The organism is Micromonospora sp. TSRI0369 (assembly GCF_001905625.1).
Taxonomy (GTDB): domain Bacteria; phylum Actinomycetota; class Actinomycetes; order Mycobacteriales; family Micromonosporaceae; genus Micromonospora; species Micromonospora echinospora_A.
Window position 1 is genome coordinate 563,069 of sequence record NZ_LIVU01000004.1, and the last position, 24,658, is coordinate 587,726.

Below are 24,658 nucleotides of genomic sequence, written 5' to 3' on the forward strand. Positions count from 1 at the left end.
TCGTCGGCTCGCCGGCCGGGCGGGGTCACCGCGCGTACGCTGGTCCGAGTGACAGGGCAGATCGAGCTTCACGTGCTGGTGGACGACCCCGAGGACCCGCGCAGCCGCGAGGTCGGGCTGGACTTCCCACGGGAGTGGATCGAGTTCGTCGACCCGGCCGACCCGAAGCATGTCGTCCGCGCCGACCTGACCTGGCTGCTGTCCCGCTGGACGTGCATCTTCGGGCAGGGCTGCCACGGCATCATCGCCGGACGGGCGGCCGACGGGTGCTGCTCGCACGGCGCGTTCTTCACCGACTCCGACGACGAGAAGCGGGTCCGCGCGGCGGTCAAGCGGCTGACGCCGGAGACGTGGCAGCACTTCCGGCGCGGGTTCAAGAACTGGACCGAGAACGACACAGTCGACGGCAAGACGCCGGCCCGGCGTACCGCCACCCGCGACGTGGACGCACCGTGCGTGTTCCTCAACGACGCCGACTTCGCCGGCGGTGGCGGCTGCGCGCTGCACGCCCAGGCGCTGCGCGACGGGGTGCATCCGCTGGAGTACAAGCCCGACGTCTGCTGGCAGTTGCCGGTACGCCGCGACCAGGAGTGGCACAAGCGGCCGGACAACACGAAGGTGCTGATCTCCACGCTCGCCGAGTTCGACAGGCGCGGCTGGGGCGCGGGCGGGCACGACCTCGACTGGTGGTGCACCTCCTCGACCGACGCGCACGTCGGCGCGGACCCGATGTACGTCTCGTACGGGCCGGAGCTGACCGCGCTCATCGGTGCGCCCGCGTACGCGAAACTGGCCGAACTCTGCGCCGCCCGGCTGCGCCAGGGACAGGTCGCCCCGCACCCGGCAAGCGAGTGAAGGCCGGCACCCCGTCTCGGGGGTGCCGGCCTTTCACGCTTGTGTGCTTACTTGTTCCAGTGTTCGGCGACGAGGTCGGCGGCCTGCTGCTCCCACTGGGCGTAGTGGTCGGGGTAGGCGGAGACCTGGACGGTCTGGGCGGCCTTGGTCAGCGGCATGTCCTGCCAGCCGTCAACCTGCTTCAGACCCTTCAGGAACGCGGTCGTGGAGTACTCGGGGTCGGTGATCTGCTCGACCGTGCCCCAGCCGGAGGAGGGGCGCTGCTGGAACAGGCCCTGCGAGTCGTGGTCGTTACGGTCACCGAGGTGGCCGAGGTTCTCCAGCTTCGACTCCTGCAGCGCGGTGGCGATCGAGACAACGGCGGCGCGCTCGTCCATGCCGGCCTTCTTCGTCGCCGCGACGATCGCCTTCACGTTCTTGGTCTGCTCGTCGTTCAGCTCGATACGCGACTGCTCGCCCTGCACGCCGTGCGGGATCAGCTTGTCACCCTGCACCGTGGCGGTGACCGGCTTGACGCCGGCGGTCGTGGTGTCGGCCGCGTGCGCGGCGACGGGGCCGGCGAACACGCCGCCGGTGAAGGCCAGACCAGCGATACCCAGGATGCTCTTACGCAGAATCGTGTTCATGATGGGGGCTCCATTCGGGGGATCGACGCCCACACCGACAGGGGGATTCGGCGCGGGTGCGGCGAGCACCGTCAGGCGCTCAACAAAGTCTTGGGGGATCTCGGCTGCTCGCGGGGGCGGGGGCCTCTACGCGGCGCCGGAAGGATGTCCAACGACCGGCGGCCCGGCGTCATTCCCGGGCGCCTCACGCCACCGGCAAGCGGCGCGGGTTCACGTCGTCGGGCGCCTCACGCCACCGGAGGGGGCGGCGGGGGTTCACCTCGTCGGAACCAGGCTCAACGACCGGCCGGGCGAGATGATTCCCCGCGGCTCACGCCGCCGGAACCGAACTCAACGACCGGCAGCCCCGGACTGTTCCCACACCCGGCGCCGCCACCGCGAGGGGCGGGGCCTTGCCCGGTCGGTCACCTGGTTACAACGCCACCGGCCCGCCCACGATTCCGCCACCACAGTGCCGCCGGCCACCCCCGAACCGGACACTCACCCCACACCTCCCACACACGCCAGATGCAGCCGCCCCCGGCCCGCCGCCGAGCGCATCCCACCGCGCCCAGCCCGGGCAACCTCGCTCCGGCGGCCCGTGATCAAGGAGTTTGCGGCCCTTTCCGGCACCCACGAGACCGCTAACTCCTTGATCACCGCGATCTTGGAGTTGTGGCACCTCACGAAGGGCGTCAAGCCGGGCATCCTGGGCGCCACAACTCCAAGATCGAACAAGCCTCCCCCAGGCACCCACCACCGGGTTGATCATGAGGCTGGCGGCGACAAAACGGACAACAAGTGCCGCTAAGTTCATGATCGACGCGACCGGGCAGGCGCGCGCTGGACGGGAGCGAAGCGGCCGCGACGGGACCACGCGATCTTGCAGTTTGAGCCCTCCGAGCGTCCCATTCGCGCGGTTTATGGGGTACCGAAGTGCAAGATCGCGCGTGCCCAGGGAAGCCCTGGGTGGGTTGGGGCGCCCAGGAACTCCTCCGAAGGCGGGTCGGGTCGGCGATCTTGGAGTTGTGGCACCTCGCGAAGGGTGTCAAACTCCGACAACCTGGGCGCCACAACTCCAAGATCGGCGGGGCGTGGACGGGGCGGACGGGCGGACCCGGGGGGATCAGGGCTCGAACTTGTAGCCCAGGCCGCGGACCGTGACGATGTAGCGCGGCGCGGACGGCTCCGGCTCGATCTTGGAGCGCAGCCGCTTCACGTGCACGTCCAGCGTCTTCGTGTCGCCCACGTAGTCGGCGCCCCAGACGCGGTCGATCAACTGCCCTCGGGTGAGCACCCGGCCGGCGTTGCGCAGCAGCAGCTCCAGCAGCTCGAACTCCTTGAGCGGGAGCTGCACACCGGCGCCGCCGACGGTCACCACGTGCCGTTCGATGTCCATCCGGACCGGGCCGGCGGCGAGCGTCGGCGCGCCCGTCTCGTTCGACTCGGCGCTCTGCCGGCGCAGCACCGCCCGGATGCGGGCGACCAGTTCACGTGGCGAGTACGGCTTCGTCACGTAGTCGTCGGCGCCGATCTCCAGGCCGACCACCTTGTCGATCTCGCTGTCCCGCGCGGTGACCATGATGATCGGCACGTGCGAGCGCTGCCGGAGCTGCCGGCACACCTCGGTGCCCGACATCTCCGGCAGCATCAGGTCGAGCAGCACGATGTCGGCGCCGGTCCGGTCGAACTCGGTGAGGGCGTCGGTGCCCGTCGCGGCGACGGAGACCTCGAAACCCTCCTTGCGGAGCATGTAGGACAGGGCGTCGGAGAACGACTCCTCGTCCTCGACCACCAGTACGCGGCTCAACGGGTGTTTCCTTTCCTGTGGTCAGACCTGCCGGAGCTCGGCCGGGCCGGCCTCGATCCCAGCGGAGGCGAGTGTCGTCTCCAGGTCGTCCGGGGGGCGGGCGGGCAACCGGAGGGTGAACGTCGACCCCCCACCAAGGGTGCTCGACACTTCCACCCGGCCGCCATGGTTGCTGGCGATGTGCTTGACGATGGCCAGTCCCAGACCGGTGCCGCCGGTCGCGCGGGAGCGGGCCTGGTCGGCGCGGTAGAAGCGTTCGAAGACCCGGTCGACCTCGTTCGGGGCGATGCCGATGCCCTGGTCGGCCACGGCGATCTCGACGTGCTCGTCGGTGCCGGTCACCGTGACCCGGACCGTGGTGTCCTCGGCGGAGTAGGTGATCGCGTTCTCCACCAGGTTCGCCACCGCGGTGGCGAGTTGACTGTCGCTGCCGTACACGGTCAGGCCCCGCTGCCCGCCGACGGCGATCTCCACCCGGCGGGCGGCGGCCGCGGTGCGGGTCCGGTCGACGACCTCGGCGAGCACCCAGTCCACCGAGACCGGCTCGGGGGCGGGTTGCGGCTCGGCGCCCTGGAGCCGGGTGAGTTCCAGCAGCTCCTGCACGAGCCGGCCGAGCCTCGTCGACTCGTGCTGGATCCGCTCGGCGAACCGCCGTGCGGCGACCATGTCCTCGGACAGGTCGGGCGCGCCGTCGGCGGCTGGCTCGGTGGCGTCGACAAGCGCCTCGGCGAGCAGTTGCAGCGCGCCGATGGGTGTCTTCAACTCGTGGCTGACGTTCGCCACGAAGTCCCGCCGTACCCGCGCGAGACGGTGCGACTCGGTGACGTCGACCGCCTCGATCGAGACGTAGCCGGAGCCCAGTCCCATCGCCCGCAGGTGCACGCCGAGCGGGTTGTCGCCACCGCCGTCGCGGCCCCGGGGCAGGTCCAGCTCGATCTCGCGCCGCACGCCCGTGCGGCGGACCTGCCCGGCGAGGGTACGGATCAACGGGTGCGCCGCGATCGATCCGGGTGTCGCCCCGGTACGGAGCAGACCCATCGCCCGGGCGGCCGGGTTCACGAGCACCGGCACGTCGTCCGGGCCGAGCACCACCACGCCGGCGCGCAGCGAGTCGATCGTCTTGCGGCCGAGCCCGGATAGGCCCCCCTGCTGGTCGTCCGGAATCGTCGGCCTCCCTGCGTCACGACGGGTGGTCCCGCCGCCCCGCGACGCCCGCCGGCGCCGCCATTGTTCAACCGGTCCGGACAGCGTCGCTCCGGCGACCAGCCCGGTCACCAGCGCCACGGCCACCGCGATGGCCACCGCCCATTCCACCCGGCGATCGTATGGTCATTGTTAACCCGGGGATCGGGCACAAAGGGACGAACCACTCTCGCTTTCGGCAAAGTTCACCTGCGGGCCCCGCGTCGTTCACCCACGTTCATCCTGGTGCCGACCGTTCGGCCTAGCGTGGGGCGCGCACCTGCTCCCGCCGTACCCCTAGGGGTCACGGCCACCGACCTCAGGAAGTGACGATGCGCGACGAGTTCCGGGCCGACCTGCAGATTGTCAGCCAGTTGCTGGTGGACATGGCCGAGGCGGTACGCGCGGCCATGCGGCAGGCCACGAAGGGTCTGCTCACCGCCGACCGGACGGCCGCCGAGACGGTGATCGCGCGGGACGCCGAGATCGACGAGCTGTACCGGCACGTGGAGGAGCGGGTCTGCGACCTGCTGGCCCGGCAGGCGCCGGTCGCCTCCGACCTGCGTGCCATGATCACCGCCCTGCACGTGGCCGCCGACCTGGAGCGGATGGGTGACCTTGCCGACCACGTGGCCAAGACGGCGCTGCGCCGGCACCCCTCCCCGGCCGTGCCGGCGGAGCTGCGGCCGGTCTTCACCGACATGGCCGGGATCGCCGACCGGATGGCCGAGAAGATCGGGTCCGTGCTGGCCAAGCCGGACGCCGACGTGGCCGCCGAACTGGACGGCGACGACGACGCGATGGACGACCTGCACAGGAGCCTGTTCGGCGTGCTGCTCGGCGACGACTGGCCGTACGGGGTGGAGACGGCTATCGACGCGACGCTGCTGGGGCGCTTCTACGAGCGCTTCGCCGACCACGCGGTGAACGCGGGCGAGCACGTGGTCTACCTGATCACCGGTTCCACGTCCGCCTGACCCGCCCCTCGCGCAAGGAAGGGCCCCTTGTTAACACCGAGCGTTAACAGGGGGCCCTTCCTCTACCGCAGGCGTTAAGAAGGGGCCCTTCCTTACACCTCAGCGGCCCTGGTTGGCGACCGCGGCGGCGGCGTCCTTGGCCGCTGCCGGGTCCAGGTACGTCCCGCCGAGCACCTGCGGACGCAGGTCGGCGTCCAGGTCGTAACGCAGCGGGATGCCGGTGGGGATGTTCAGTTTGGCGATCGCCTCGTCGGAGATCTGGTCGAGGTGCTTGACCAGGGCACGCAGCGAGTTGCCGTGCGCGGCCACCAGCACCGTCCGGCCGGCCAGGATGTCCGGCACGATCGAGTCGTACCAGTAGGGCAGCATCCGTTCGACGACGTCCTTCAGGCACTCGGTGCGCGGCATCAGCTCGGTCGGCAGCAGCGCGTACCGGGGGTCGCCGACCTGCGACCACTCGTCCGCGTCGTCGATCGGCGGCGGTGGCGTGTCGTACGACCGGCGCCAGAGCATGAACTGCTCCTCGCCGTACTCGTCAAGGGTCTGCTTCTTGTCCTTGCCCTGCAGGGCGCCGTAGTGGCGCTCGTTGAGCCGCCACGACCGGCGCACCGCGATCCAGTGCCGGTCGGCGGCGTTCAGCGCCAGCTCGGCGGTGCGGATCGCCCGGCGCATCAGGCTCGTGTGCACCACGTCCGGCAGCAGGTCGTGCTCGCGCAGCAGCTCGCCGCCACGCCGCGCCTCGGTCTCTCCCTTGGTGGTCAGGTCGACGTCGACCCAGCCGGTGAAGAGGTTCTTGGCGTTCCAGTCGCTCTCGCCGTGCCGCAGCAGGACCAGCGTCCCGACGGTGGGCCCCTCGCTCGCAGTCATGCCGATCATCCTGCCGTACCGGCGCGACGGACACGCGCCGACCGGTCGTGACGACCACCACGTGGAAAACCTGATGACCACGCCTTTGGCCCGGCACTAGGTTGTAAGGCGTTCTAAACAGGTCGGTCATTACCACACGGGGGCGTCGGGATGCGGACGGTACGAGGCTGGTTCCAGGACACGGCCGGTGGCCTGCCACGGACGTTCTGGTACCTCTGGGCCGGCACGCTGATCAACCGGCTCGGCTCGTTCGTCCTGATCTTCCTGGCCATCTACCTGACCCAGGAACGCGGCTTCTCCGCCTCCCAGGCCGGTCTGGTGATCGGCCTCTGGGGCGCCGGCGGCGCGGTCGGCACCACCATCGGCGGCACCCTGACCGACCGCTGGGGGCGGCGGCCCACGCTGCTCACCGCGCACGTCGGCGCGGCCGGCATGATGATCGCGCTGGGCCTCGCCCGTCCGCTCTGGGCGGTCGCGGTGGGCGCGCTGCTGCTCGGCGCGTTCGCCGAGGCCGCCCGCCCCGCCTTCGGCGCGATGATGGTCGACGTGGTGCCGGACAAGGACCGGCTGCGCGCCTTCTCGCTGAACTACTGGGCCATCAACCTCGGCTTCGCCTGCGCCGCCGTGCTCGCCGGCTTCGCCGCCCAGGGCAGCTACCTGCTGTTGTTCCTGGTGAACGCGACCACCACGCTGGTGACCGCGCTGATCATCTTCGCCAAGGTCGGCGAGACCCGCGGCCCGGTCACAGTGCTCCCGGCCAAGGGCATGCCGGCGCCGGCCGGCGCGCTGCGCACCATCCTCGCCGACCGGGTGTTCCTCGGCTTCGTCGCGCTCAACCTGCTCGCCGCGCTGGTGTTCCTCCAGCACATCTCGATGCTGCCGATCGCGATGGGCGACTCCGGGCTCAGCCCGGCCACCTACGGCTCGGTGATCGCACTGAACGGCGTGCTCATCGTGTTCGGTCAACTCTTCGTACCCCGGCTCATCAAGGGCCGCAGCCGCTCGCACGTGCTGGCGCTCGCGTCGCTGGTGATGGGCGCAGGCTTCGGGCTCACCGCGCTCGCCGACACGGTCTGGCTCTACGGCCTGACCGTGCTGATCTGGACCCTCGGCGAGATGCTCAACTCCCCGTCCAACGCCACCCTGATCGCGGAGCTGTCGCCGGCCGCGCTGCGCGGCCGCTACCAGGGCGTCTTCTCGCTGTCCTGGCAGCTCGCCGGTGCCGCCGCGCCGATCCTCGGCGGCCTGGTCCGCGAGCACGCCGGCAACAGCACGCTCTGGCTGGGCTGCGCGGGCATCGGCGTCGTGGCGGCGGTCGCCCACCTGATCTCCGGCCCGGCCCGGGAGCGTCGCGCGGTCGCGCTGCGCGCCGTGGGCACGCCCGTCACGCCGGTCACCGTCACCACCACCCCGGCGCCCGAGGCGGCCGAGGCCGCGGCCACCTCACCCGCCGACCCGGTCCGCGCCGGTTCCTGAGTACGCCCCGACGCGACCGCCCCGAGGCGGGTGGATACCGTACGGGACGGAATCGGTAAGGAAACCTTCCTGGAGGACGGGTGCGCGGCCTGCGGCGCTGGTGGGACGACACAGCCGGCGGACTGCCGGCCACGTTCTGGTACCTCTGGTCCGGCCTGCTGATCAATCGGGCCGGCGCGTTCGCGCTGCTGTTCCTGTCGCTGTACCTGACCGCCGCGCGGGGCGCCCCGCCGTCGCTGGCCGGGCTCGTGGTCGGCGCGTACGGGATCGGTGGCGCGGCCGGCACGCTGCTCGGCGGCGTACTGGCCGACCGGTGGGGACGGCGGGCCACGCTGCTCGCCGCCCATCTGGTCGCCGCCGGGCTGATGGCGGCGCTGGCGTTCAGCACGCACCTGGCGATGATCGCCGTGCTGGCCACGCTGGTCGGGGTCGCGCACTCGATGCCCAGCCCGGCGTTCGTGGCGGCCATCGTGGACGTGGTGCCCGAGGCGCGCCGCTCCCGCGCGTTCAACCTCCAGTTCTGGGCGTTCAACCTCGGCATGGCGGTGGCCTCGCTGCTGGCCGGCGTACTCGCCGAGGCCAGTTTCACGGCGCTGTTCCTGGTCGACGCCGGAGCCACGCTGGCGGCGGCAGTCGTGATCGCGCTGAAGGTGCCGGAGACACTCACCCGGCGTCCGGCGCTCACGCCCCGCGCGGTGGTGGGACGCCGTCCCGGTCTGCACACCGCGCTCACCGACCGCACGTTCCTGGCGTTCGTCGGGCTGACGTTCCTGCTCGCCGTGCTGACCATGCAGACCTCCACGATCATGCCGCTGGCGATGCGCGCGGACGGCCTGCGCCCGTCGGCGTACGGGCTGGTGGTGGCGCTCGGCGGGGCGCTCATCGTGGCCGGGCAGCTGTTCGTGCCCCGGCTCATCGAGCCGTACCGCAAGTCGACGGTGCTGGCCGTCTCCACCGCGTTGATGGCGCTCGGGTTCGGCACGCTCACGGTCGCCGACGGGCTGCCGCTCTACCTCGGCGCGGCGGTGGTCTGGACGGCCGGGCAGATGCTCGCCGCGCCGCCGAACGCGCAGATCAACGCCGACCTCGCCCCGCCCGAACTGCGCGCCCGCTACCAGTCGGTGTTCTACCTGACGTTCCCGGCCGCGTCGTTCGTGGCGCCCGCGCTCGGCGGGCTCAGCCTGGAGCACCTGGGTGAGCGGCACTGGCTGGTGGTCGGCGCGCTCGGGCTGCTGGCCGCGGCCGGGCACCTGCTCGCCGGGCCGCCCCGGGAGCGCCGGGTCGCGGCGCTGCGGACGGCGGCCGCGGAACCCGTGAGGTCCGCCCGCTGAGCGCTGACAACGGCAGAGCGCCCATCCCGACCCCCGTCGAGATGGGCGCTCGTACCGTACGCCCGGCGGCGGCGGGCGACACTCACCCCCGTAAGCGTCGCCCGCTCGCGCCGCCGGTTCCACGGGCGGCACCGTCCCCCAACGGCGTGATCCACCCGATCTTCGCGTCTCACTTGCGCGGATCTGATCGATCCACCGCTCCCCCGAACGGAAACAAGCGTGACGCGGTGCAATAAAGTTAGTTCGCCCGGATTCCGGATTCAACCCAGATCGCTGTCTTGCCCGTCACAGCGTCCGTGTCGGGAATCCGGCTGCCCGTGCTGTGGTCCCTGGGATGGCAAACATCGGGTTCCCGGGGTCCATTCCCGTAAACCTCAGCCGTCCTCGCGATTCGGGTTCTCGGTCCGGAAGAAGTTGCTCTGCCGCCCGTCCCGCATCTGCTCCTGGTAGATCAGGTTCAGCCGCCGCAGGTCGAACGTCCGGAACCAGTCGTCCCAGGTGATCTCCCGGATCCGGCTGCTCTCCCGGTACCCCGGCATGTTGAACGTGAGCACCCCGGGCCGGTCGCCGCGCTCGGTGCCGGCAATGGTGGCCGGCTTCGCGCCCCGCGCCCGCGCCCACCTCTGGATCACCTCGTGGTTACGGGTGACCAGGCTGCGGCCCGGACGCTCCGGCCGGTCCGCAAGCGACGTGATGAGCTGCGAGGACCCGATCGACCGGCTGGACGCCGGACCGCGGGTCGGCGCGCTCTGCGCCCGAGCCGACGTCGCCTTGCGGGTCGTGGCCGCCTTGGCCGGGGCCGCCTTCGCCCGAGCCGGCGCCGCCTTGGCCCGAGCCGGTGCGGCCTTGGCCCGTGACGGGGCCGCCTTCGCCCGAGCAGGCGCGGCCTTCGCGCGGGACGGAGCCGCCTTCGCGCGCGTCGCGGTCGCCCGTGACGAGGTGGCCTTGGCGCGGGCGGGTGCCGCCTTGCGCGTACCCGTCGCCTTGGCCCTGGCCCCGGTGGCCCGCGCGGCCGGCGCGGACTTGGCCGGCGACGTCGCGCGACGGGCGGTGGTCTTCTTCGCGGCGGTGCTCTTGCGGGTGGCGGAGGCCCGGCCGGCCGGGCCGGAGCTGCGCCGCGCGGCGCCACCGCCCCCCTCGGAGCGCATGCTGCGCGCCAGGGTCTTCACCAGTTCCGGCTTCCGCAGCGCGGAGATCCCGGAGACTCCACGCCGCCGGAGCTGGCTGCGGATGTCGTCGACCTTCATCCGGGAGATCGCCGACTCCGACACCCCCGGGGTGTTCGGCGTCTGATTGCCGCTTTGCCGCTTGGTACGGGTCGCAGTCGTGCCGCGACCTGAGCTGTTGCGCTGAGCCATGGGACACGCTCCTCGACAGTCCGTCCTCGGCCCGCGGTGGGTCCCAATGCTCCGCACCGCGCGGGGCGGCATACCCGTCAGGAGGGCTCCGAACCTCCGGCGGGCGATCCGGCAGTGGCGGACGGCTCGAAAAGGTGCGCGAACGCGGCCAGGTTGGCTGTCGACTCGCCGCGCTTGACCCGCCACTCCCACTCGCGGCGGATGGCGGCGCCGAAGCCGATCTCCAGCATGCTGTCGAACGACTCGTCGGCGTACGTCAGCACGGAGCCGAGCAGGCGGTCCAGCTCGTCGGCGTCGACCCCGGCCAGGTTGACCCGCCCGGTCAGGTAGACGTCGCCGACCGCGTCGATGGAGAACGAGACGCCGTACATCCGGGCGTTGCGTTGCAGCAGCCAGGCCCACAGCTCCTCGCGGCGCTCGTCGGGCTGGCGCATCACGAACGCCTCGACCCGCAGCGCGTGCTCGCCCACGATCAGGTTGCAGATCGTCTTGAGCTTGTGCGTGCCGGGCAGGGTCACCGCGTACGACGCCTCGCCTGTCGACTCCCACTCCAGCTCGCGCTCGGCGCAGACGGACTCGATCAGCGCGGCGACATCACTCCTGCGGCTCATCGCACCCACTCTACGACCGGCTTAGCGGGGCCGCCCGGTGGCCGGTGGCCGTCACCAGGAGCACAGCAGGGCCGGGTCGCCGGTACGCCGTGCCAGCCGGGCCCGGTGCTCGGTGATCGCCTCCCCGTAGACGGCGAGCAGGCCGGAGGCGGTGCGGTGCCAGGAGAACTCCCGGGCGTGCCGCTCGGCCCCGCGGCCCAGCGCGGCACGGCGTACCCGGTCGGGCAGCAGGCGCGCCAGCGCCCGGGCCCAGTCCGCCGGGTCGTGGCCGTCGATGAGCACCCCGCTGACGCCGTCGCGTACCGCCGTGACCAGGCCGCCCACGGCGGCGGCCAGCACCGGCGTGCCGCACGCCTGGGCCTCCAGCGCGACCAGGCCGAACGACTCGTTGTGCGACGGCACCGCGACCAGGTCGGCGGCGCGGTAGAGGGCGGGCAGGTCCGCGCCGGTCTGCGGCGGCAGGAAACGCACCCGGTCGGCCACGTCGAGCGCGTGCGCCAGCTCGATCAGCGCGGTCGGCCGGTCCAGGCCGCTGCCGCTGGGGCCGCCGCAGATCACCACTGTCAGCTCGTCGGCCAGCGCCGGATCCCGCTCGCGCAGCGCGGCGACGGCGCGGACCAGCACGTCCGGCGCCTTGAGCGGCTGGATCCGGCCGACGAACGCGACCACGTACCCGTCGGCCGGCAGGCCGAGGCGGCGACGGGCGGCCCGGGTCGCGGCGTCCCGGTCGCCGGATGCGGGCCGGAACCGGTCCAGGTCGACGCCGGGCTCCACCACCGCCACCCGGTCCGGCTCGGCCGCGTACCGGTCGAGCAGGTCACGCGCCTCCACCCGGGTGTTGGCGACCAGCCGGTCGGCCTCGGTGACCACCTGCTCCTCGCCGATCACCCGGGCCTTAGGCTCCGGACGGTCCCCCGCGGCGAGCCGCGCGTTCTTGACCTTGGCGAGCGTGTGCGCGGTGTGCACCAGCGGTACGCCCCAGCGCTCCTTGGCCAGCCAGCCGACCTGCCCGGAGAGCCAGTAGTGCGAGTGGATCAGGTCGTAGTGGCCCGGCGGGCGGGCCGCCTCCGCGCGCAGCACGCCGGCGGTGAAGGCGCAGAGCTGACCCGGCAGTTCCTCCTTGGTCAGCCCCTCCAGGGGCCCGGCGGTGACGTGCCGGACCGACACACCGGGCGCCACCTCGACCACCGGGGGCAGGTCACCGGCGGTGGCCCGGGTGAAGATCTCCACCTCGACGTCGGCCTCGGCCAGCCGCCGGGCCACCTCCAGGATGTAGACGTTCATGCCGCCCGCGTCACCGGTGCCGGGCTGGTGCAGCGGCGACGTGTGCACCGAGAGCGTGGCGATCCGGCGGGGCCGCGGCCACGGCAGGGCACCTCGCTGACGACCGACACCGGTGTGCATATCCGCCACGTCCGCTCCCTCTGTCACGGTTGATGCCGTCCCGCACGACCGGCGCTTCTCGGTCAACCCGTGTGCCGGATCTCATCTTCCCCATCGGGGTACGGAAATGCCCTTCGCCGGGTCCCCGGCGTGACGGACCTCATCACCGCGCGGGGCCCGGCGGCGGGAGACAATGGCCGGATGACTTCCGTCGCCATCGTCACCGGGGCGTCCAGCGGGATCGGCGCGGCCACCGCCCGCCGGCTGGCCGCCGAGGGTTTCCACGTGCTGACCGCCGCCCGGCGTACCGACCGGCTGGCCGCGCTGGTCGCCGAGATCGAGGCGGCCGGTGGCACGGCGACAGCGGTGGCGTGCGACGTGACCTCGGACGAGTCCGTCGCCGGCCTGGCCGCCGCCGCCGAGGCCGCGCCCGGGCCGGTCACCCTGCTGGTGAACAACGCCGGCGGCGCCCGCGGCCTGGACCCGGTCGAGACGGCCGACGTGGGCGACTGGCAATGGATGTACGACGTCAACGTGCTCGGCACGCTGCGCGTCACCAAGGCGCTGCTCCCCGCGCTGGAGCGCTCCGGCGCCGGCACGATCGTGATCGTCAGCTCCACCGCCGGGCGCGTGGTCTACGAGGGCGGCGGCGGTTACACGGCCGCCAAGCACGCGCAGACCGCGATCGCCGGGACGCTCCGGCTGGAGCTGTGCGGACGCCCGGTCCGGGTGATCGAGATCGACCCCGGCATGGTGAAGACCGAGGAGTTCGGCCTGGTCCGCTTCGGCGGTGACGCCGACCGGGCGGAGGCGGTCTACGCCGGGGTCGCCGAGCCCCTCGTCGCCGACGACGTGGCCGACTGCGTGGCGTGGTGCGCGACCCGCCCGCACCACGTCAACATCGACCAGCTCGTGGTCCGCCCGCTGGCCCAGGCCGCGCAGCACAAGGTGCACCGGACGTCGTGAAGCGCGAGGAGTGAGCCGGTGTTGCGAGCCCCGCAGTCGCTGACCCGGAGGCACTGATGGAGCGTCCGCTCGGCGTGGCCACCCGGGGCACCACCAACCCCAACCGGCTCCGGCGGGTGGACAACTGGATCGTCGAGACCTGCGGCGACGCGCTGCGCGCCGCCGCCGACCCGCTCGTGGTGGACCTGGGCTACGGCGCCACCCCGGTCACCCCGGTCGAACTGCGGGCCCGGCTGGCCGCCGGGGTCCGCGCCGACGTGCGGGTGGTCGGCCTGGAGATCGATCCGGTACGCGTCGCCGCCGCCCGCCCCGCCGCCGACCCACCCGGGCTGACGTTCGCCCGGGGCGGCTTCGAGCTGGCCGGGTTGCGTCCCGCGCTCGTCCGCGCGTTCAACGTGCTACGCCAGTACGACGAGAGCGAGGTGGCCGACGCCTGGCACACCGTCACCGGCCGGCTCGCGCCGGGCGGGCTGCTGGTCGAGGGCACCTGCGACGAGCTGGGGCGGCTCGGCTCCTGGGTGCTGCTGGACGCCACCGGCCCGCGCACACTCACGCTGTCGGCGAAGCTGACCACGCTGGAGAGCCCTGCGACGCTAGCCGAACGGCTGCCGAAGGCGCTGATCCACCGCAACGTCCCAGGTGAACGCATCCACGACCTGATCGAAGCGCTGGAGCAGGCGTGGCGCTCGGCTGCCGGCTACGCCCCGTTCGGCCCGCGCCAGCGCTGGCTGCGCACGGCCGAGGCGGTGAAGGAGTCAGGCTGGCCGATCCAGGACAGCCCCCGCACGTGGCGCCACGGCTACCTCACGCTCCCCTGGCCCGCCGTATCCCCCCGCTGACCCGCCCCACCCGCACCCACCCTCGCGCCCCGCGCCCACCGCCCGCCGATCTTGGAGTTGTGGCGCCTCGGATGTCCGGTAAGCACAGTTCGCGAGGTGCCACAACTCCAAGATCAAGGAATGCCCGCCCCTCCCCGGGAGCCCTCGACGGGCCCCGCCGAGCCCAGCGCCGTTGATCTTGCACTTACTGCCCCGGCAGAACGGGCTAAACCGCCCCCACCAAGGGCCCGAAGTGCAAGATCGCCAAGCCTGCGCCGATCTTGCACTTGCCGTCCCGGCAAAGCGGGCAAAAAACCCGTACCGGGGGCCGGGAGTGCAAGATCGGCGAGGCGGAGCAAGGCCGGGGGCGGGGGCGAAGGGTTAGATGGTGCAGTTGATTAGGACTGGTTCGGGGTGGAGGGTTACGCCGAAGCGGGACTCGACGCCGTCGCGGATCTCGCGGGCCAGCGCCACCAGCGCGGCCGTGCTGGCGGCGCCGGAGTGGTTGGTGAGCGCGAGCGTGTGCTTGCTGGAGATGGCGACGCCCTCCGGCCCGGCGTACCCCTTGCCGAACCCGGCCTTGTCGATCAGCCACGCGGCGCTGACCTTGACCATGCCGTCGACGCCGGGCCAGTGCGGCGGCTCACCCAGGTCGGTGGCGCGTTCCCGTACCTGCTCGAACACCTCGCCCGGCAGCACCGGGTTGGTGAAGAACGAGCCCACCGACCAGGTGTCCGGGTCGGCCGGGTCGAGCACCATGCCCTTGCCGGCGCGCAGCCGGCGCACTGTGGAACGGGCTTCGGCCAGCGGCACCCGGTCGCCGACCTCGACCCCGAGCGCCCGGGCCAGTTCGGCGTAGCGGACCGGCCCGGAGCGCGGGGACCGGGTGAGCCGGAAATCGACCGAGAGCACCACCCAGCGGTCGCTGTACTTGAAGATGCTGCCCCGGTAGACGAACCCGCAGTCGGCCGCCGCGATCCGCACCACCCGGCGCTCCGTCCGGTCGTACGCCTCGACGGCGACGATCGTCTCGGCCACCTCCTGGCCGTACGCGCCGACGTTCTGGATCGGTGTCGCGCCGGCCGAGCCGGGGATGCCGGAGAGGCACTCCAGCCCGGACCAGCCGCGCTCGACGGTGGCGGCGACGAAGTCGTCCCACGGCTCGCCGGCCTGCACACGTACCGTGACGGTGTCGCCGTCCTCGGCGACGGCCTGGAACCCCCGGGAGCGGACGAGCACGACGGCGCCCGGGAAGCCCTGATCGCCGATCACGACGTTGCTGCCGCCCGCCAGGACCAGTACGGCCTGCTCGCGGGCCTCCGCTTCCTGCACTTTTCGCACGATCTGGGCGGCGTCCTCGGCGATCTCCAGCCGCCCGGCGGGTCCGCCGAGCCGGAGCGTGGTGTAGTGCGCCAGGGTGGCCGGATCGGTCGGTTCACCGGCAGTAGCCGGTTCGGCGTAGACGTCTGACACGCCTTTCACCCTAGGCTGAGGGGTAGCCGGCGCACCCACTGGTGGCCCGGTCACCCCCGGGAGGATGGCGATGAGCAGACTGCACCACACGAAGGACTTCTGGATCGGCGCGCTGCGTACGGAGGGTCCCGCCTTCGCCGCGGCGGTTTCGGAGGCGCCGCCCGAGACACCCGTGCTGTCCTGTCCCGGCTGGACGGTGACCGATCTCGCCCATCACCTGGCCCGCGTGTACGTCTGGGCGGGCACCGTGCTGACCGCCGGCGGCACCACCCGCCCGGAGCGGCACGACCCGGAGCCGCCGGCGGACCTGACCCCGGCCCAGTGGTACGTGCGGGAGTACGAGCGGATCAGCGCGCTCCTGGAGGCGACGGATCCGGAGACGCCGGCCTGGAACTTCGCGCCCCAGCCGAAGAAGGCCGCGTTCTGGCCGCGCCGGCTGGCGCACGAGACGGCTGTGCACCGCTGGGACGCCCAGCTCGCCATCGGCGCGGGTGATCCGATCGAGGCCAAGCTCGCGGCCGACGGGGTGAGCGAGGTGCTGGACACCTGGCTCCCGGCGGGCCGGCGGGTGCGGCCGGGGCAGTGGCACGGCGTGGTGCAGCTGAGCGCGACGGACGCCGCGCAGGAGTGGTACCTGCGGCTGCGCGGCGAGGGGGTCGCGCTGCTGGACACCGCGACGATCCTCGACCACGACGACCACCGGGCCCGGGCGCAGATGGCCGGCACGGCGAGTGATCTGCTGCTGGCCCTGATGGGCCGGATCAGCTTCGACGCGCTGGACGTGGCGGGCGACCGCGGCCTGCTGGACGGCCTGCGGGTCGGCTGAGGCCGGCGCCGAGCCGGGCGGCGATTACGGGCGGAGAGGGGCGGTAACCGTCCCTCTCCGCCTTTTTCGGTTGCTCTGAGAGCGCTCTCTTGACAAGGTCCGGGACCCTCCACCACGCTGTCGTGAGAGCGCTCTCTTAGTTCCGGAACCGCCTTCCACCACCCGATTCGACGACCCCGAGAGGTCAGGACAGCATGCTCACCTTCACGCGCCGTCGCCTGGCGGCGGTGGCCCTGGTCGCCGCCACCGCGCTGCTCGGCACCACCGCCTGCGGAGGCGGCGACGACGAGGCCGCCGCCGACGGGCCGATCACGCTCACCGTCGACGTCTTCGGCCAGTTCGGCTACGCGGATCTCTACCAGGAGTACATGGCCAGCCACCCCGGCGTGAAGATCGTCGAGCGCGGCACCGGCGGCAACCTCGACGAGTACTCCCCGAAGCTCACCCAGTGGCTCGCCGCGGGCAAGGGCGCCGGCGACGTGGTCGCCATCGAGGAGGGCCTGCTCGTCGAGTACAAGGCCAACCCGCAGAACTTCGTCAACCTGCTCGACCACGGCGCGGCCGACCTGAAGGGCAACTTCCTCGACTGGAAGTGGAACCAGGGCCTCACCGCCGACGGCAAGCAGCTCATCGGTCTCGGCACGGACGTCGGCGGCATGGCCATGTGCTACCGCACGGACCTGTTCGCCAAGGCCGGCCTGCCCACCGACCGGGAGGCGGTGTCCAAGCTCTGGCCCACCTGGCAGGACTACATCAAGGTCGGCGAGCAGTTCACCGCGAAGAAGACGGGCGCCTCGTTCCTGGACGCCGCGACGAACACGTTCAACACGATCCTGCTCCAGACCGCCGGCAACTCCAACGGCTACAGCTACTACGACACCGACAACAAGCTGGTCGTGGGCAGCAACCCGGCGGTGAAGCAGGCGTACGACACCACGATGGACATCATCGACTCGGGGCTGTCCGGCAAGTACGGCTCGTGGTCCGAGGAGTGGGTGTCGGCGTTCAAGCAGTCGAAGTTCGCCACCATCGCCTGCCCGGCCTGGATGACCGGCGTGATCGAGGGCAATGCCGGCGCGGGCGCCAAGGGCAAGTGGGACATCGCCCAGGTCCCCGGCAACGGCGGCAACTGGGGCGGCTCGTTCCTGGCGGTGCCGAAGCAGAGCAAGCACCAGGCCGAGGCGATCGAGCTGGCCAAGTTCCTGACCAGCGCCAAGGGCCAGATCGGCGCGTTCAAGGCGAAGGGTCCCCTGCCCTCTTCGCCGCAGGCGCTGGAGGACCCGGCGATCGTCGACTCGAAGAACGCCTACTTCTCCGAGGCCCCGGTCGGGAAGATCTTCGCCGAGGGCGCCAAGAGCCTGAAGCCGGTCTACATGGGCCCCAAGAACCAGGCCGTGCGGACCGAGGTCGAGAACGCCGTCCGCAGCGTGGAGCTGGGTAAGCGCTCGCCGGAACAGGGCTGGACCGACGCGGTCGCCAACGCCGAGAAGGCCGCCGCCAAGTAACCCGAGCAGCGCGTGCGGGCGGTCCCGGCAACGGGTGCCGCCCGCACGGCGGAAAGGAGTCCCGGGTCATGGCCGTCCAGCTCGACGCCCGCCCGCCGGTCGCACCGGCACCCCGCCCCACCCGTCCCGGCCTGGGCAACCGGCTCAGCCGGTTCGACACCAAGTACTCGCCGTACCTCTTCATCGCCCCGTTCTTCCTGCTCTTCGGCGTCTTCGGGGCGTACCCGCTGGCGTACACGTTCTGGGTCTCGCTGCACGACTGGGACCTGCTCGGCACCGAGCACCCGTTCATCGGCTTCGACAACTACACCCAGTTGCTCGCCGACTCGGACTTCTGGCACTCGGTGGTCAACACGCTGGGCATCTTCGTGATCTCCACTGTTCCCCAGCTGCTCGCCGCGCTCTGGCTGGCCAACCTGCTCAACCGCCAGCTCCGCGCCCGTACCACCTGGCGGATGGCGGTGCTGATCCCGAACGTCACCTCGACCGCCGCCGTGGCGATCGTGTTCGCGGTCCTGTTCGGCCGCGAGTTCGGCATGATCAACTGGCTGCTCGACCACGTCGGCATCAGCGCGATCGACTGGAAGGCGAACCGGTTCGCCGCGTGGGTCGCCATCTCCACCATGGTCGACTGGCGCTGGACCGGCTACAACGCGCTGATCTTCCTGGCCGCCATGCAGGCCATCCCCCGCGACCTGTACGAGTCGGCGGCGATCGACGGCGCCGGCCGGGCCCGGCAGTTCTGGTCCATCACGGTGCCGCTGCTCAAGCCGACGATCATCTTCGCGGTCATCATCTCCACCATCGGCGGCCTTCAGCTCTTCACCGAGCCCCGGATGTTCAACTCCGGCACCAACGCGATCCGCGGCGGCCCGCTACGGGAGTCGCAGACCGTGACCATGTACATGTTCGAGAACGCGTTCGCGCCGCACTACAACTTCGGCTACGGCTCGGCGGTGGCCTGGCTGCTGTTCGCGCTCATCGCTGTGGTGGCGGCGATAAACGTCCTGCTCCTGCGCCGGCTCGGCGGCGGCTCTCGCAAGGAGGTCTCCCGATGACCCGCCTCTGGTCGGCAAGCCGGCTCACCTACCTGGCGCTGACCCTCTCAGCCGTCCTGTCGATCTTCCCGATCTACTGGATGTTCGTGGTGGCCAGCCGGACCAGCGACACGATGGGCCAGGTGCCACCGCCGCTCACCCCCGGCGGCAACCTCGGCGCCAACATCGCCCGGCTGTTCGACAACACCGACGCGTACTTCCTGACCGGCCTGATCAACTCCGCGATCGTGGCCACCACCGTCACGATCTCGGTGGTGTTCTTCTCCACGGTGGCCGGGTTCGCGTTCGCCAAGCTGCGCTTCCGCGGGCGCAACGCGCTGCTGCTGGTCATCGTCGCCACCATGATGGTCCCCACCCAGCTCGGCGTGATCCCGCTCTACCTGCTGATGACGAAGCTGAACTGGAACGACCGGCTGCCCGCCGTGATCGTGCCGGCGCTGGTCACCGGCTTCGGCGTGTTCATGATGCGCCAGTACGCGGGCCAGGCGGTCAGCACCGAACTGATCGAGGCGGCCCGGATGGACGGCTGCAACACCGCCCGGATCTACTGGAACGTGGTGCTGCCCGCGCTGCGTCCGGCCGCCGCCGTGCTCGGCCTGCTCACGTTCATGACCACCTGGAACGACTTCCTGTGGCCGTACGCGGTGCTGAACGACCCGGAGAACCCGACGGTGCAGCTGTCGCTGCGGGCCCTCTCCGACGGGTACTACCAGGACATGTCGCAGGTGTTCACCGGCACGGCCATCGCCACGCTGCCGCTGCTGCTGGTGTTCATCGTCTTCGGCCGCCAGATCATCGGCGGCATCATGGAAGGTGCGGTCAAGGCATGAGCAACGTCCGATTCCCGGAGGGCTTCGTCTGGGGCGGGGCCACCGCCGCCTACCAGATCGAGGGCGCCGCCCGCGACTACGGTCGCGGCCCGTCGATCTGGGACACCTTCAGCCGTACGCCGGGCGCGGTGTTCGCCGGCCACACCGGCGACGTGGCCTGCGACCACTACCACCGGTACGCCGAGGACGTCGCGCTGATGGCCGAGCTGGGGCTGCGGGCGTACCGGTTCTCGGTGTCCTGGCCCCGCGTCCGGCCCGACGGCACCGGCCCGGTCGAACCGCGCGGCCTGGACTTCTACGACCGGCTGACCGACGCGCTGCTCGACGCCGGCCTCGACCCGATCGTCACGCTCTACCACTGGGACCTGCCGCAGGCGCTGGAGGACCGCGGCGGCTGGACGGTCCGGGAAACCGCCGAGCACTTCGCCGAGTACGCGCTCGCCGTGCACGGCCGCCTCGGCGACCGGGTCCGCACCTGGACCACGCTCAACGAGCCGTGGTGCTCGGCCTACCTCGGGTACGGCTCCGGCGTGCACGCGCCGGGGCGCCGCGACGCCGGTGACGCGTTCCGGGCCGTACACCATCTGCTGCTCGGCCACGGCCTGGCGGCGCGGGCGCTGCGCTCGGCCGGCGCGGAGACGCTGGGGATCACGCTCAACCTGGCCGACGTGCAGCCGGCGGACGCCGCGAGCGCCGCTGACGCCGAGGCGGTACGGCTGGTCGACGGCCTGCACAACCGGATCTTCCTGGACCCGCTCACCGGCGCCGGCTACCCGGCGGACGTGCTGGCCCACGTCAGCCGGATCGTCACGCCGGACTTCGTGCGGGACGGGGACGAGAAGCTGATCGCCGCGCCGCTGGACCTGCTCGGCCTGAACTACTACGCGCCCACCTACGTGGCCGGACGGCCCGACGGCACCGGAGGCGACGCGTACCCGGGCACCGCCGGTGCGGTCGAGTTCCTGCCGCCGGCCGGGCCGCTGACCGACATGGGCTGGTCGATCGAGCCGGCCGGGCTCACCCGGCTGCTGGAGCGGGTGGCCGCCGACTACCCCGGGCTGCCGTTGGTGATCACCGAGAACGGCGGGGCGTTTCCGGACACCGACGTCGACGAGCAGGGCGGCGTGGCCGACGCCGACCGGGTCGCCTACCTCGACGGGCACCTGCGCGCGGCGCACGAAGCCATCGCCCGCGGCGTGGACCTGCGTGGTTATCTCGTATGGTCGGTGCTGGACAACTTCGAATGGGCCGAGGGTTACCGGAAGCGGTTCGGGATCGTCCACGTCGACTACCTGACCCAGCGGCGCACACCCAAGCGCAGTGCCCGCTGGTACCAGGAGGTGATCGCCCGGAACGGGCTGTGACGAGGTGGTGGTTACGGGGATGACGACGGCACAGCGACCGACCCTGGAGGCGGTGGCCCGGCTGGCCGGCGTGTCCCGGGCCACCGTCTCCCGGGTGGTGAACGGCTCGACCACTGTGGCCGAGCCGATCCGGCAGGCGGTACGACGGGCGGTCGAGGAACTCGGGTACGTCCCGAACCTCGCCGCCCGCAGCCTGGTCACCCAGCGGACCGACTCGGTCGCGCTGGTGCTGCCCGAGGCGGCCACCCGGGTCTTCTCCGACGACCAGGTGTTCCCGGGCATCATCCGGGGCGCGGCGCAGGAGCTGGAGGCGGCGGACAAGCAGCTCGTGCTGATGCTCGCCGGCTCACCGGCCGGGCACGAACGGGTCGAGCGGTACACCACCGGCCGGCACGTCGACGGGGTGCTGTTCGCCTCGCTGCACGGCGAGGACCCGCTGCCCGGCCGGCTGGCCCGCCTCGGCATCCCGGTGGTGTGCAGCGGACGGCCGCTCGACGGCGCCGACGTGCCGTACGTGGACGTCGACCACGAAGGCGGCGTGAGCACGGCGGTCCAGCACCTGATCACGAGCGGACGACGGCGGATCGCCACCATCGCCGGGCCGCAGGACATGGTCGCCGGGATCGAGCGGCTGATCGGCTACCGCAGCGCGATCAGCGAGGCCGGGCTGCCGGAGCTGGTCGCGTACGGCGACTTCACCCGGGAGTCCGGCACCGCCGCGATGCGCGAGCTGCTCGCCGCCGACCCGGAACTGGACGCCGTGTTCGCCGCCTCCGACCTGATGGCGCACGCCGCCCTGCGGACGCTGCGGGAGGCCGGGCGGCGGGTGCCCGAGGACGTGGCGGTGATCGGGTTCGACGACATCGAGACGGCCGCGTACACCGAGCCGCCGCTGACCACTGTGCGGCAGCCGATAGTGGAGCTGGGCCGGTCGATGACCCGGCAGCTGCTGCGGATCGCGGCGGGCGAGACGGTCGAGCAGGCGCTGGTGCTCCCCACGGAGCTGGTGCTGCGCGAGTCCGCGTAAGGAAGGGCCCCCTCTTAACGCCTCAGGTAGAGGAGGGGGCCCTTCTTAACAGCCCGCCCGGCACAGCCCGCCGCGCGCGTTAACCGGTCGCGGCGCGGGCGGCGGCAGGGCTAGGGTCCGCCGGATGAGTGCAGCCGAGATCCGTCCCGCCCGCCCCGACGACGCGCCCGCCGTGGTGGCGTTGCGCGCGCTCGTCTATCCGTACCTGGTGCGCGGCGTCGAGTCGACCCGCCGCATGATCGCCGAACCGCCGCCCGGTGAGGGCTGGGCCGGCTGGGTCGCCGAGGCGGACGGGCAGATCGTCGGCTGGGTGTCGGCGTACCGCAACACGCAGACCTCGACACCGGGCGTGGGCGAGATCGCCCTGCTGCACGTGCATCCGGAGCACCGCCGCCAAGGCGCCGGCACCGCGCTGTTCGACACCGCGCTCGGTCACCTGCGGACGCTCGGGACCACCCGGGTGCTCACCCACGCGCGGACCGAGTCGCTGCCGTTCGCGCAGCGGCACGGCTTCACGGCCAGCCGGGAGTTGCGTTACTCGGCGCTCGACCTGACCACCGCCCCGCCGATGCCGCAGGCGCCGCCGGGCGTACGGCTGGTGTCCGCCGCCGGGCTCGACCCGCGCCTGGTGCACCGGGTCGACGCCGAGTCGTCCCGGGACGAGCCGGGGGACGTCCCGACGGACTCGCTCGGCTTCGACCTGTGGCGGCACGAGTGCTGGGACAACCCGGGCCTGGACCGGGAGGCCAGCACGCTCGCCGAGGTGGACGGCGAACTGGTCACGCTGAGCCTGGTCAAGCGCGACGGCGACCGGATGTGGTCGGACTTCACCGGCACGCTGCCCGCGTACCGGGGACGCGGGCTGGCCCGGCTGGCCAAGCAGGCCGCGCTGCACGCCGCCGCGGCACGCGGGGTACGCACCGCGTACACGTCGAACGACGAGGCGAACGCGCCGATGCTGGCGGTCAACGAGCGGCTCGGCTACCGGCCGGTGGACAGCCAGTGGTCATGCCGGCGCACGCTCAGTTGAGCCCGGCGGCCACCCGCACCGCCGTGGCGTACGTGTCGGCGCCGAACAGCACCAGCCGCGCCTCGGTGACGTGCACCGGCGTGGCCGCGTGCAGCACGGTGAGCGCCTGAGCCACCGCGTCCTCGACCGGCCAGCCGTAGATCCCGGCGGAGATCAGCGGGAACGCCACCCGGGTCGCGCCCAGCCCGTCGGCGACGCGCAGGCTGTTGGCGTAGCAGTCGCGCAGCAGCGCCGAACGGTCCTCGCCCGGCGAGAAGACCGGCCCGACCGTGTGCACCACCCAGCGCGCGGGCAGGTTGCCGGCGGTGGTGGCGACCGCCTGGCCGGTGGGCAGCCCGCGCCCGTACCGGGAGGCGCGCAGCGCCCGGCACTCCTCCAGGATCGCCGGGCCGCCGCGCCGGTGGATCGCGCCGTCCACGCCCCCGCCGCCGAGCAGCGACGAGTTCGCGGCGTTGACTATCGCGTCGACCTGCTGCGCGGTGATGTCCCCCTCGATCAGGACGGTGTCCATCTCAGCTCTCCTCGATGGGCTGGCCCAGCGAACGGCGGGCCAGCAGCGCGGCGCCGGCGACGGCGGCCGGCATGACCAGCACCGCGCCGAGCGGGATCAGGAAGCACAGGAAGACCGCCACCCCGAAGCCGAGCGCCGTCGGCCGGTCGGCCCGCAGCCGCACCCGCCGGTCCGGCAGCCGCATCCCGCGCCGGTAGAACGGCGCGCCGACCAGCTCCAGCGCCAGGAACCAGCCACCCACCAGGGCGCCGACCACCGGGACCACCGTCTGTCCCACCACCGGGATGAAACCGGCGGCGAACAGGGGTACGCCGATCAGCGCGGACAGCGCCACCAGGCGCAGCGAGTCGGCGAGGCTGCGCCGCAGCGAGGACCAGAACGGCACGTCCACCGCGCCCGGGGCGCCGCCGAGCCGGTCCTCGACCCGCTCCGAGATCGCCTCGTAGAACGGGTCGCCGATGACCAGCGTGACGGCGGTGAACGTGAGCACCCCGACCAGCCCGGCGACCCCGACCACCGCCAGTCCGGCGGCGACCCGCAGCAGCCCGCGCCAGGGCGACGACCAGTCGTCGGCGAACGGGGTGAGCCAGCCCGCCAGGTCGTCGACGAAGTAGAGCAGCGTGGCGAACAGCGCCACGTAGAGCGCACCGGTGATCAGCGCCGGGATCACGCCGAGGAGCATCAGTTTCGGGCTGCGGACGTACATGCCGAAGCCGCGCAGCAGCAGCCCAGCACCGCCGAGGAAGCGGGTGGCCGCGCCGGTGACCGGCGCGATCGTACGGGAGGCGTTCACGA

The 24,658-nt window shown here is 72.1% G+C and carries 23 protein-coding genes; 13 read left to right on the plus strand and 10 right to left on the minus strand.

The annotated features are described in order from the left end of the window. The first annotated feature begins 48 nt into the window (after nt 1–48). Nucleotides 49–855 (plus strand): hypothetical protein, encoded by an 807-nt coding sequence (locus AMK25_RS15545; RefSeq protein ID WP_073829067.1) that lies wholly within the window; start codon nt 49–51, stop codon nt 853–855. Between the two features lie 47 nt (nt 856–902). Here AMK25_RS15545 and AMK25_RS15550 read toward each other — a convergent pair whose 3' ends face one another. The 3 genes from AMK25_RS15550 to AMK25_RS15560 form a co-directional block, all read right to left on the minus strand. Further along, nucleotides 903–1,481 carry a hypothetical protein gene (locus AMK25_RS15550; protein WP_073829068.1) on the minus strand — a complete coding sequence of 193 codons (579 nt, stop codon included), beginning with the start codon at nt 1,479–1,481 and terminating at the stop codon, nt 903–905. Between the two features lie 1,105 nt (nt 1,482–2,586). Next, nucleotides 2,587–3,270, minus strand: a complete 684-nt coding sequence (locus AMK25_RS15555) for a response regulator transcription factor (protein ID WP_030504594.1) — start codon at nt 3,268–3,270, stop codon at nt 2,587–2,589. A gap of 21 nt (nt 3,271–3,291) precedes the next feature. Next, nucleotides 3,292–4,584, minus strand: coding sequence for a sensor histidine kinase (locus AMK25_RS15560; protein ID WP_073829069.1), 1,293 nt, complete (start codon nt 4,582–4,584; stop codon nt 3,292–3,294). A gap of 200 nt (nt 4,585–4,784) precedes the next feature. Between AMK25_RS15560 and phoU the strand changes: the two genes are divergently transcribed. Further along, the gene (phoU, locus tag AMK25_RS15565; RefSeq protein WP_073829070.1) at nt 4,785–5,429 is read left to right on the plus strand and encodes a phosphate signaling complex protein PhoU; all 645 of its coding nucleotides are present in this window, start codon (nt 4,785–4,787) and stop codon (nt 5,427–5,429) included. A 99-nt stretch (nt 5,430–5,528) separates the two neighbouring features. On the opposite strand, the gene AMK25_RS15570 is transcribed toward phoU, so the two are convergent. Continuing rightward, a complete protein-coding gene (locus AMK25_RS15570; protein WP_073829071.1) occupies nt 5,529–6,296 on the minus strand; it encodes a phosphoglyceromutase in 768 nt (255 codons plus the stop codon). A 150-nt stretch (nt 6,297–6,446) separates the two neighbouring features. Between AMK25_RS15570 and AMK25_RS15575 the strand changes: the two genes are divergently transcribed. Then, nucleotides 6,447–7,772, plus strand: a complete 1,326-nt coding sequence (locus tag AMK25_RS15575; protein ID WP_073829072.1) for an MDR family MFS transporter — start codon at nt 6,447–6,449, stop codon at nt 7,770–7,772. An 80-nt stretch (nt 7,773–7,852) separates the two neighbouring features. Next, nucleotides 7,853–9,103: an MFS transporter gene (locus AMK25_RS15580; RefSeq protein WP_073829073.1), complete on the plus strand. Its 1,251-nt coding sequence runs from the start codon at nt 7,853–7,855 to the stop codon at nt 9,101–9,103. A 374-nt stretch (nt 9,104–9,477) separates the two neighbouring features. On the opposite strand, the gene AMK25_RS15585 is transcribed toward AMK25_RS15580, so the two are convergent. The 3 genes from AMK25_RS15585 to mshA form a co-directional block, all read right to left on the minus strand. Beyond that, the gene (locus AMK25_RS15585) at nt 9,478–10,350 is read right to left on the minus strand and encodes a hypothetical protein (RefSeq protein WP_241826385.1); all 873 of its coding nucleotides are present in this window, start codon (nt 10,348–10,350) and stop codon (nt 9,478–9,480) included. A gap of 188 nt (nt 10,351–10,538) precedes the next feature. Beyond that, nucleotides 10,539–11,072 (minus strand): YbjN domain-containing protein, encoded by a 534-nt coding sequence (locus AMK25_RS15590; protein WP_073829075.1) that lies wholly within the window; start codon nt 11,070–11,072, stop codon nt 10,539–10,541. Between the two features lie 51 nt (nt 11,073–11,123). After that, nucleotides 11,124–12,485: a D-inositol-3-phosphate glycosyltransferase gene (mshA, locus tag AMK25_RS15595; protein WP_073829076.1), complete on the minus strand. Its 1,362-nt coding sequence runs from the start codon at nt 12,483–12,485 to the stop codon at nt 11,124–11,126. 171 nt (nt 12,486–12,656) lie between these two features. Here mshA and AMK25_RS15600 point away from each other — a divergent pair, with 171 nt between their 5' ends. Next, on the plus strand, nt 12,657–13,421 hold the full coding sequence (locus AMK25_RS15600) for an SDR family NAD(P)-dependent oxidoreductase (RefSeq protein WP_073829077.1): 765 nt from the start codon (nt 12,657–12,659) through the stop codon (nt 13,419–13,421). 56 nt (nt 13,422–13,477) lie between these two features. Further along, the gene (locus AMK25_RS15605; protein WP_073829078.1) at nt 13,478–14,260 is read left to right on the plus strand and encodes an SAM-dependent methyltransferase; all 783 of its coding nucleotides are present in this window, start codon (nt 13,478–13,480) and stop codon (nt 14,258–14,260) included. Between the two features lie 360 nt (nt 14,261–14,620). Here the strand turns inward: AMK25_RS15605 and AMK25_RS15610 are convergent, their stop codons facing one another. Next, complete coding sequence (locus AMK25_RS15610) at nt 14,621–15,712, minus strand: UDP-N-acetylmuramate dehydrogenase (protein WP_073829079.1); 1,092 nt, start codon at nt 15,710–15,712, stop codon at nt 14,621–14,623. A 70-nt stretch (nt 15,713–15,782) separates the two neighbouring features. Here AMK25_RS15610 and AMK25_RS15615 point away from each other — a divergent pair, with 70 nt between their 5' ends. The 7 genes from AMK25_RS15615 to AMK25_RS15645 all read left to right on the plus strand — a co-directional run bounded on the left by AMK25_RS15615 (nt 15,783) and on the right by AMK25_RS15645 (nt 23,352). Then, a complete protein-coding gene (locus tag AMK25_RS15615; RefSeq protein ID WP_073829080.1) occupies nt 15,783–16,538 on the plus strand; it encodes a maleylpyruvate isomerase family mycothiol-dependent enzyme in 756 nt (251 codons plus the stop codon). A gap of 194 nt (nt 16,539–16,732) precedes the next feature. Continuing rightward, a complete protein-coding gene (locus tag AMK25_RS15620) occupies nt 16,733–18,043 on the plus strand; it encodes an ABC transporter substrate-binding protein (protein WP_073829081.1) in 1,311 nt (436 codons plus the stop codon). A gap of 68 nt (nt 18,044–18,111) precedes the next feature. After that, nucleotides 18,112–19,101 carry a carbohydrate ABC transporter permease gene (locus AMK25_RS15625; RefSeq protein ID WP_073829082.1) on the plus strand — a complete coding sequence of 330 codons (990 nt, stop codon included), beginning with the start codon at nt 18,112–18,114 and terminating at the stop codon, nt 19,099–19,101. Continuing rightward, entirely contained in the window at nt 19,098–19,931 is an 834-nt protein-coding gene (locus AMK25_RS15630) for a carbohydrate ABC transporter permease (RefSeq protein WP_073829083.1), read from the plus strand. Before AMK25_RS15625 ends, AMK25_RS15630 begins: the two co-directional genes overlap by 4 nt. Next, nucleotides 19,928–21,295 (plus strand): GH1 family beta-glucosidase, encoded by a 1,368-nt coding sequence (locus AMK25_RS15635; RefSeq protein ID WP_073829084.1) that lies wholly within the window; start codon nt 19,928–19,930, stop codon nt 21,293–21,295. Before AMK25_RS15630 ends, AMK25_RS15635 begins: the two co-directional genes overlap by 4 nt. A 19-nt stretch (nt 21,296–21,314) precedes the next feature. Next, on the plus strand, nt 21,315–22,322 hold the full coding sequence (locus AMK25_RS15640; RefSeq protein WP_073829085.1) for a LacI family DNA-binding transcriptional regulator: 1,008 nt from the start codon (nt 21,315–21,317) through the stop codon (nt 22,320–22,322). A 124-nt stretch (nt 22,323–22,446) separates the two neighbouring features. Further along, entirely contained in the window at nt 22,447–23,352 is a 906-nt protein-coding gene (locus AMK25_RS15645) for a GNAT family N-acetyltransferase (protein WP_073829086.1), read from the plus strand. On the opposite strand, the gene AMK25_RS15650 is transcribed toward AMK25_RS15645, so the two are convergent. After that, on the minus strand, nt 23,345–23,863 hold the full coding sequence (locus AMK25_RS15650; RefSeq protein ID WP_073829087.1) for an O-acetyl-ADP-ribose deacetylase: 519 nt from the start codon (nt 23,861–23,863) through the stop codon (nt 23,345–23,347). The two genes, AMK25_RS15645 and AMK25_RS15650, sit on opposite strands and share 8 nt — an antisense overlap. Nucleotide 23,864: 1 nt before the next feature. Then, on the minus strand, nt 23,865–24,656 hold the full coding sequence (locus AMK25_RS15655) for an EI24 domain-containing protein (RefSeq protein ID WP_073829088.1): 792 nt from the start codon (nt 24,654–24,656) through the stop codon (nt 23,865–23,867). Nucleotides 24,657–24,658 lie beyond the last annotated feature (2 nt).

What these genes read in the sequence shown, in the direction of transcription:
- AMK25_RS15550 (WP_073829068.1), bottom strand. Translation starts at nt 1,481, where the DNA reads ATGAACACGATTCTGCGTAAGAGCATCCTGGGTATCGCTGGTCTGGCC.
- phoU (WP_073829070.1), top strand. Translation starts at nt 4,785, where the DNA reads ATGCGCGACGAGTTCCGGGCCGACCTGCAGATTGTCAGCCAGTTGCTG.
- AMK25_RS15570 (WP_073829071.1), bottom strand. Translation starts at nt 6,296, where the DNA reads ATGACTGCGAGCGAGGGGCCCACCGTCGGGACGCTGGTCCTGCTGCGG.
- AMK25_RS15575 (WP_073829072.1), top strand. Translation starts at nt 6,447, where the DNA reads ATGCGGACGGTACGAGGCTGGTTCCAGGACACGGCCGGTGGCCTGCCA.
- AMK25_RS15585 (WP_241826385.1), bottom strand. Translation starts at nt 10,350, where the DNA reads ATGAAGGTCGACGACATCCGCAGCCAGCTCCGGCGGCGTGGAGTCTCC.
- AMK25_RS15590 (WP_073829075.1), bottom strand. Translation starts at nt 11,072, where the DNA reads ATGAGCCGCAGGAGTGATGTCGCCGCGCTGATCGAGTCCGTCTGCGCC.
- AMK25_RS15600 (WP_073829077.1), top strand. Translation starts at nt 12,657, where the DNA reads ATGACTTCCGTCGCCATCGTCACCGGGGCGTCCAGCGGGATCGGCGCG.
- AMK25_RS15605 (WP_073829078.1), top strand. Translation starts at nt 13,478, where the DNA reads ATGGAGCGTCCGCTCGGCGTGGCCACCCGGGGCACCACCAACCCCAAC.
- AMK25_RS15615 (WP_073829080.1), top strand. Translation starts at nt 15,783, where the DNA reads ATGAGCAGACTGCACCACACGAAGGACTTCTGGATCGGCGCGCTGCGT.
- AMK25_RS15620 (WP_073829081.1), top strand. Translation starts at nt 16,733, where the DNA reads ATGCTCACCTTCACGCGCCGTCGCCTGGCGGCGGTGGCCCTGGTCGCC.
- AMK25_RS15625 (WP_073829082.1), top strand. Translation starts at nt 18,112, where the DNA reads ATGGCCGTCCAGCTCGACGCCCGCCCGCCGGTCGCACCGGCACCCCGC.
- AMK25_RS15630 (WP_073829083.1), top strand. Translation starts at nt 19,098, where the DNA reads ATGACCCGCCTCTGGTCGGCAAGCCGGCTCACCTACCTGGCGCTGACC.
- AMK25_RS15635 (WP_073829084.1), top strand. Translation starts at nt 19,928, where the DNA reads ATGAGCAACGTCCGATTCCCGGAGGGCTTCGTCTGGGGCGGGGCCACC.
- AMK25_RS15640 (WP_073829085.1), top strand. Translation starts at nt 21,315, where the DNA reads ATGACGACGGCACAGCGACCGACCCTGGAGGCGGTGGCCCGGCTGGCC.
- AMK25_RS15645 (WP_073829086.1), top strand. Translation starts at nt 22,447, where the DNA reads ATGAGTGCAGCCGAGATCCGTCCCGCCCGCCCCGACGACGCGCCCGCC.
- AMK25_RS15650 (WP_073829087.1), bottom strand. Translation starts at nt 23,863, where the DNA reads ATGGACACCGTCCTGATCGAGGGGGACATCACCGCGCAGCAGGTCGAC.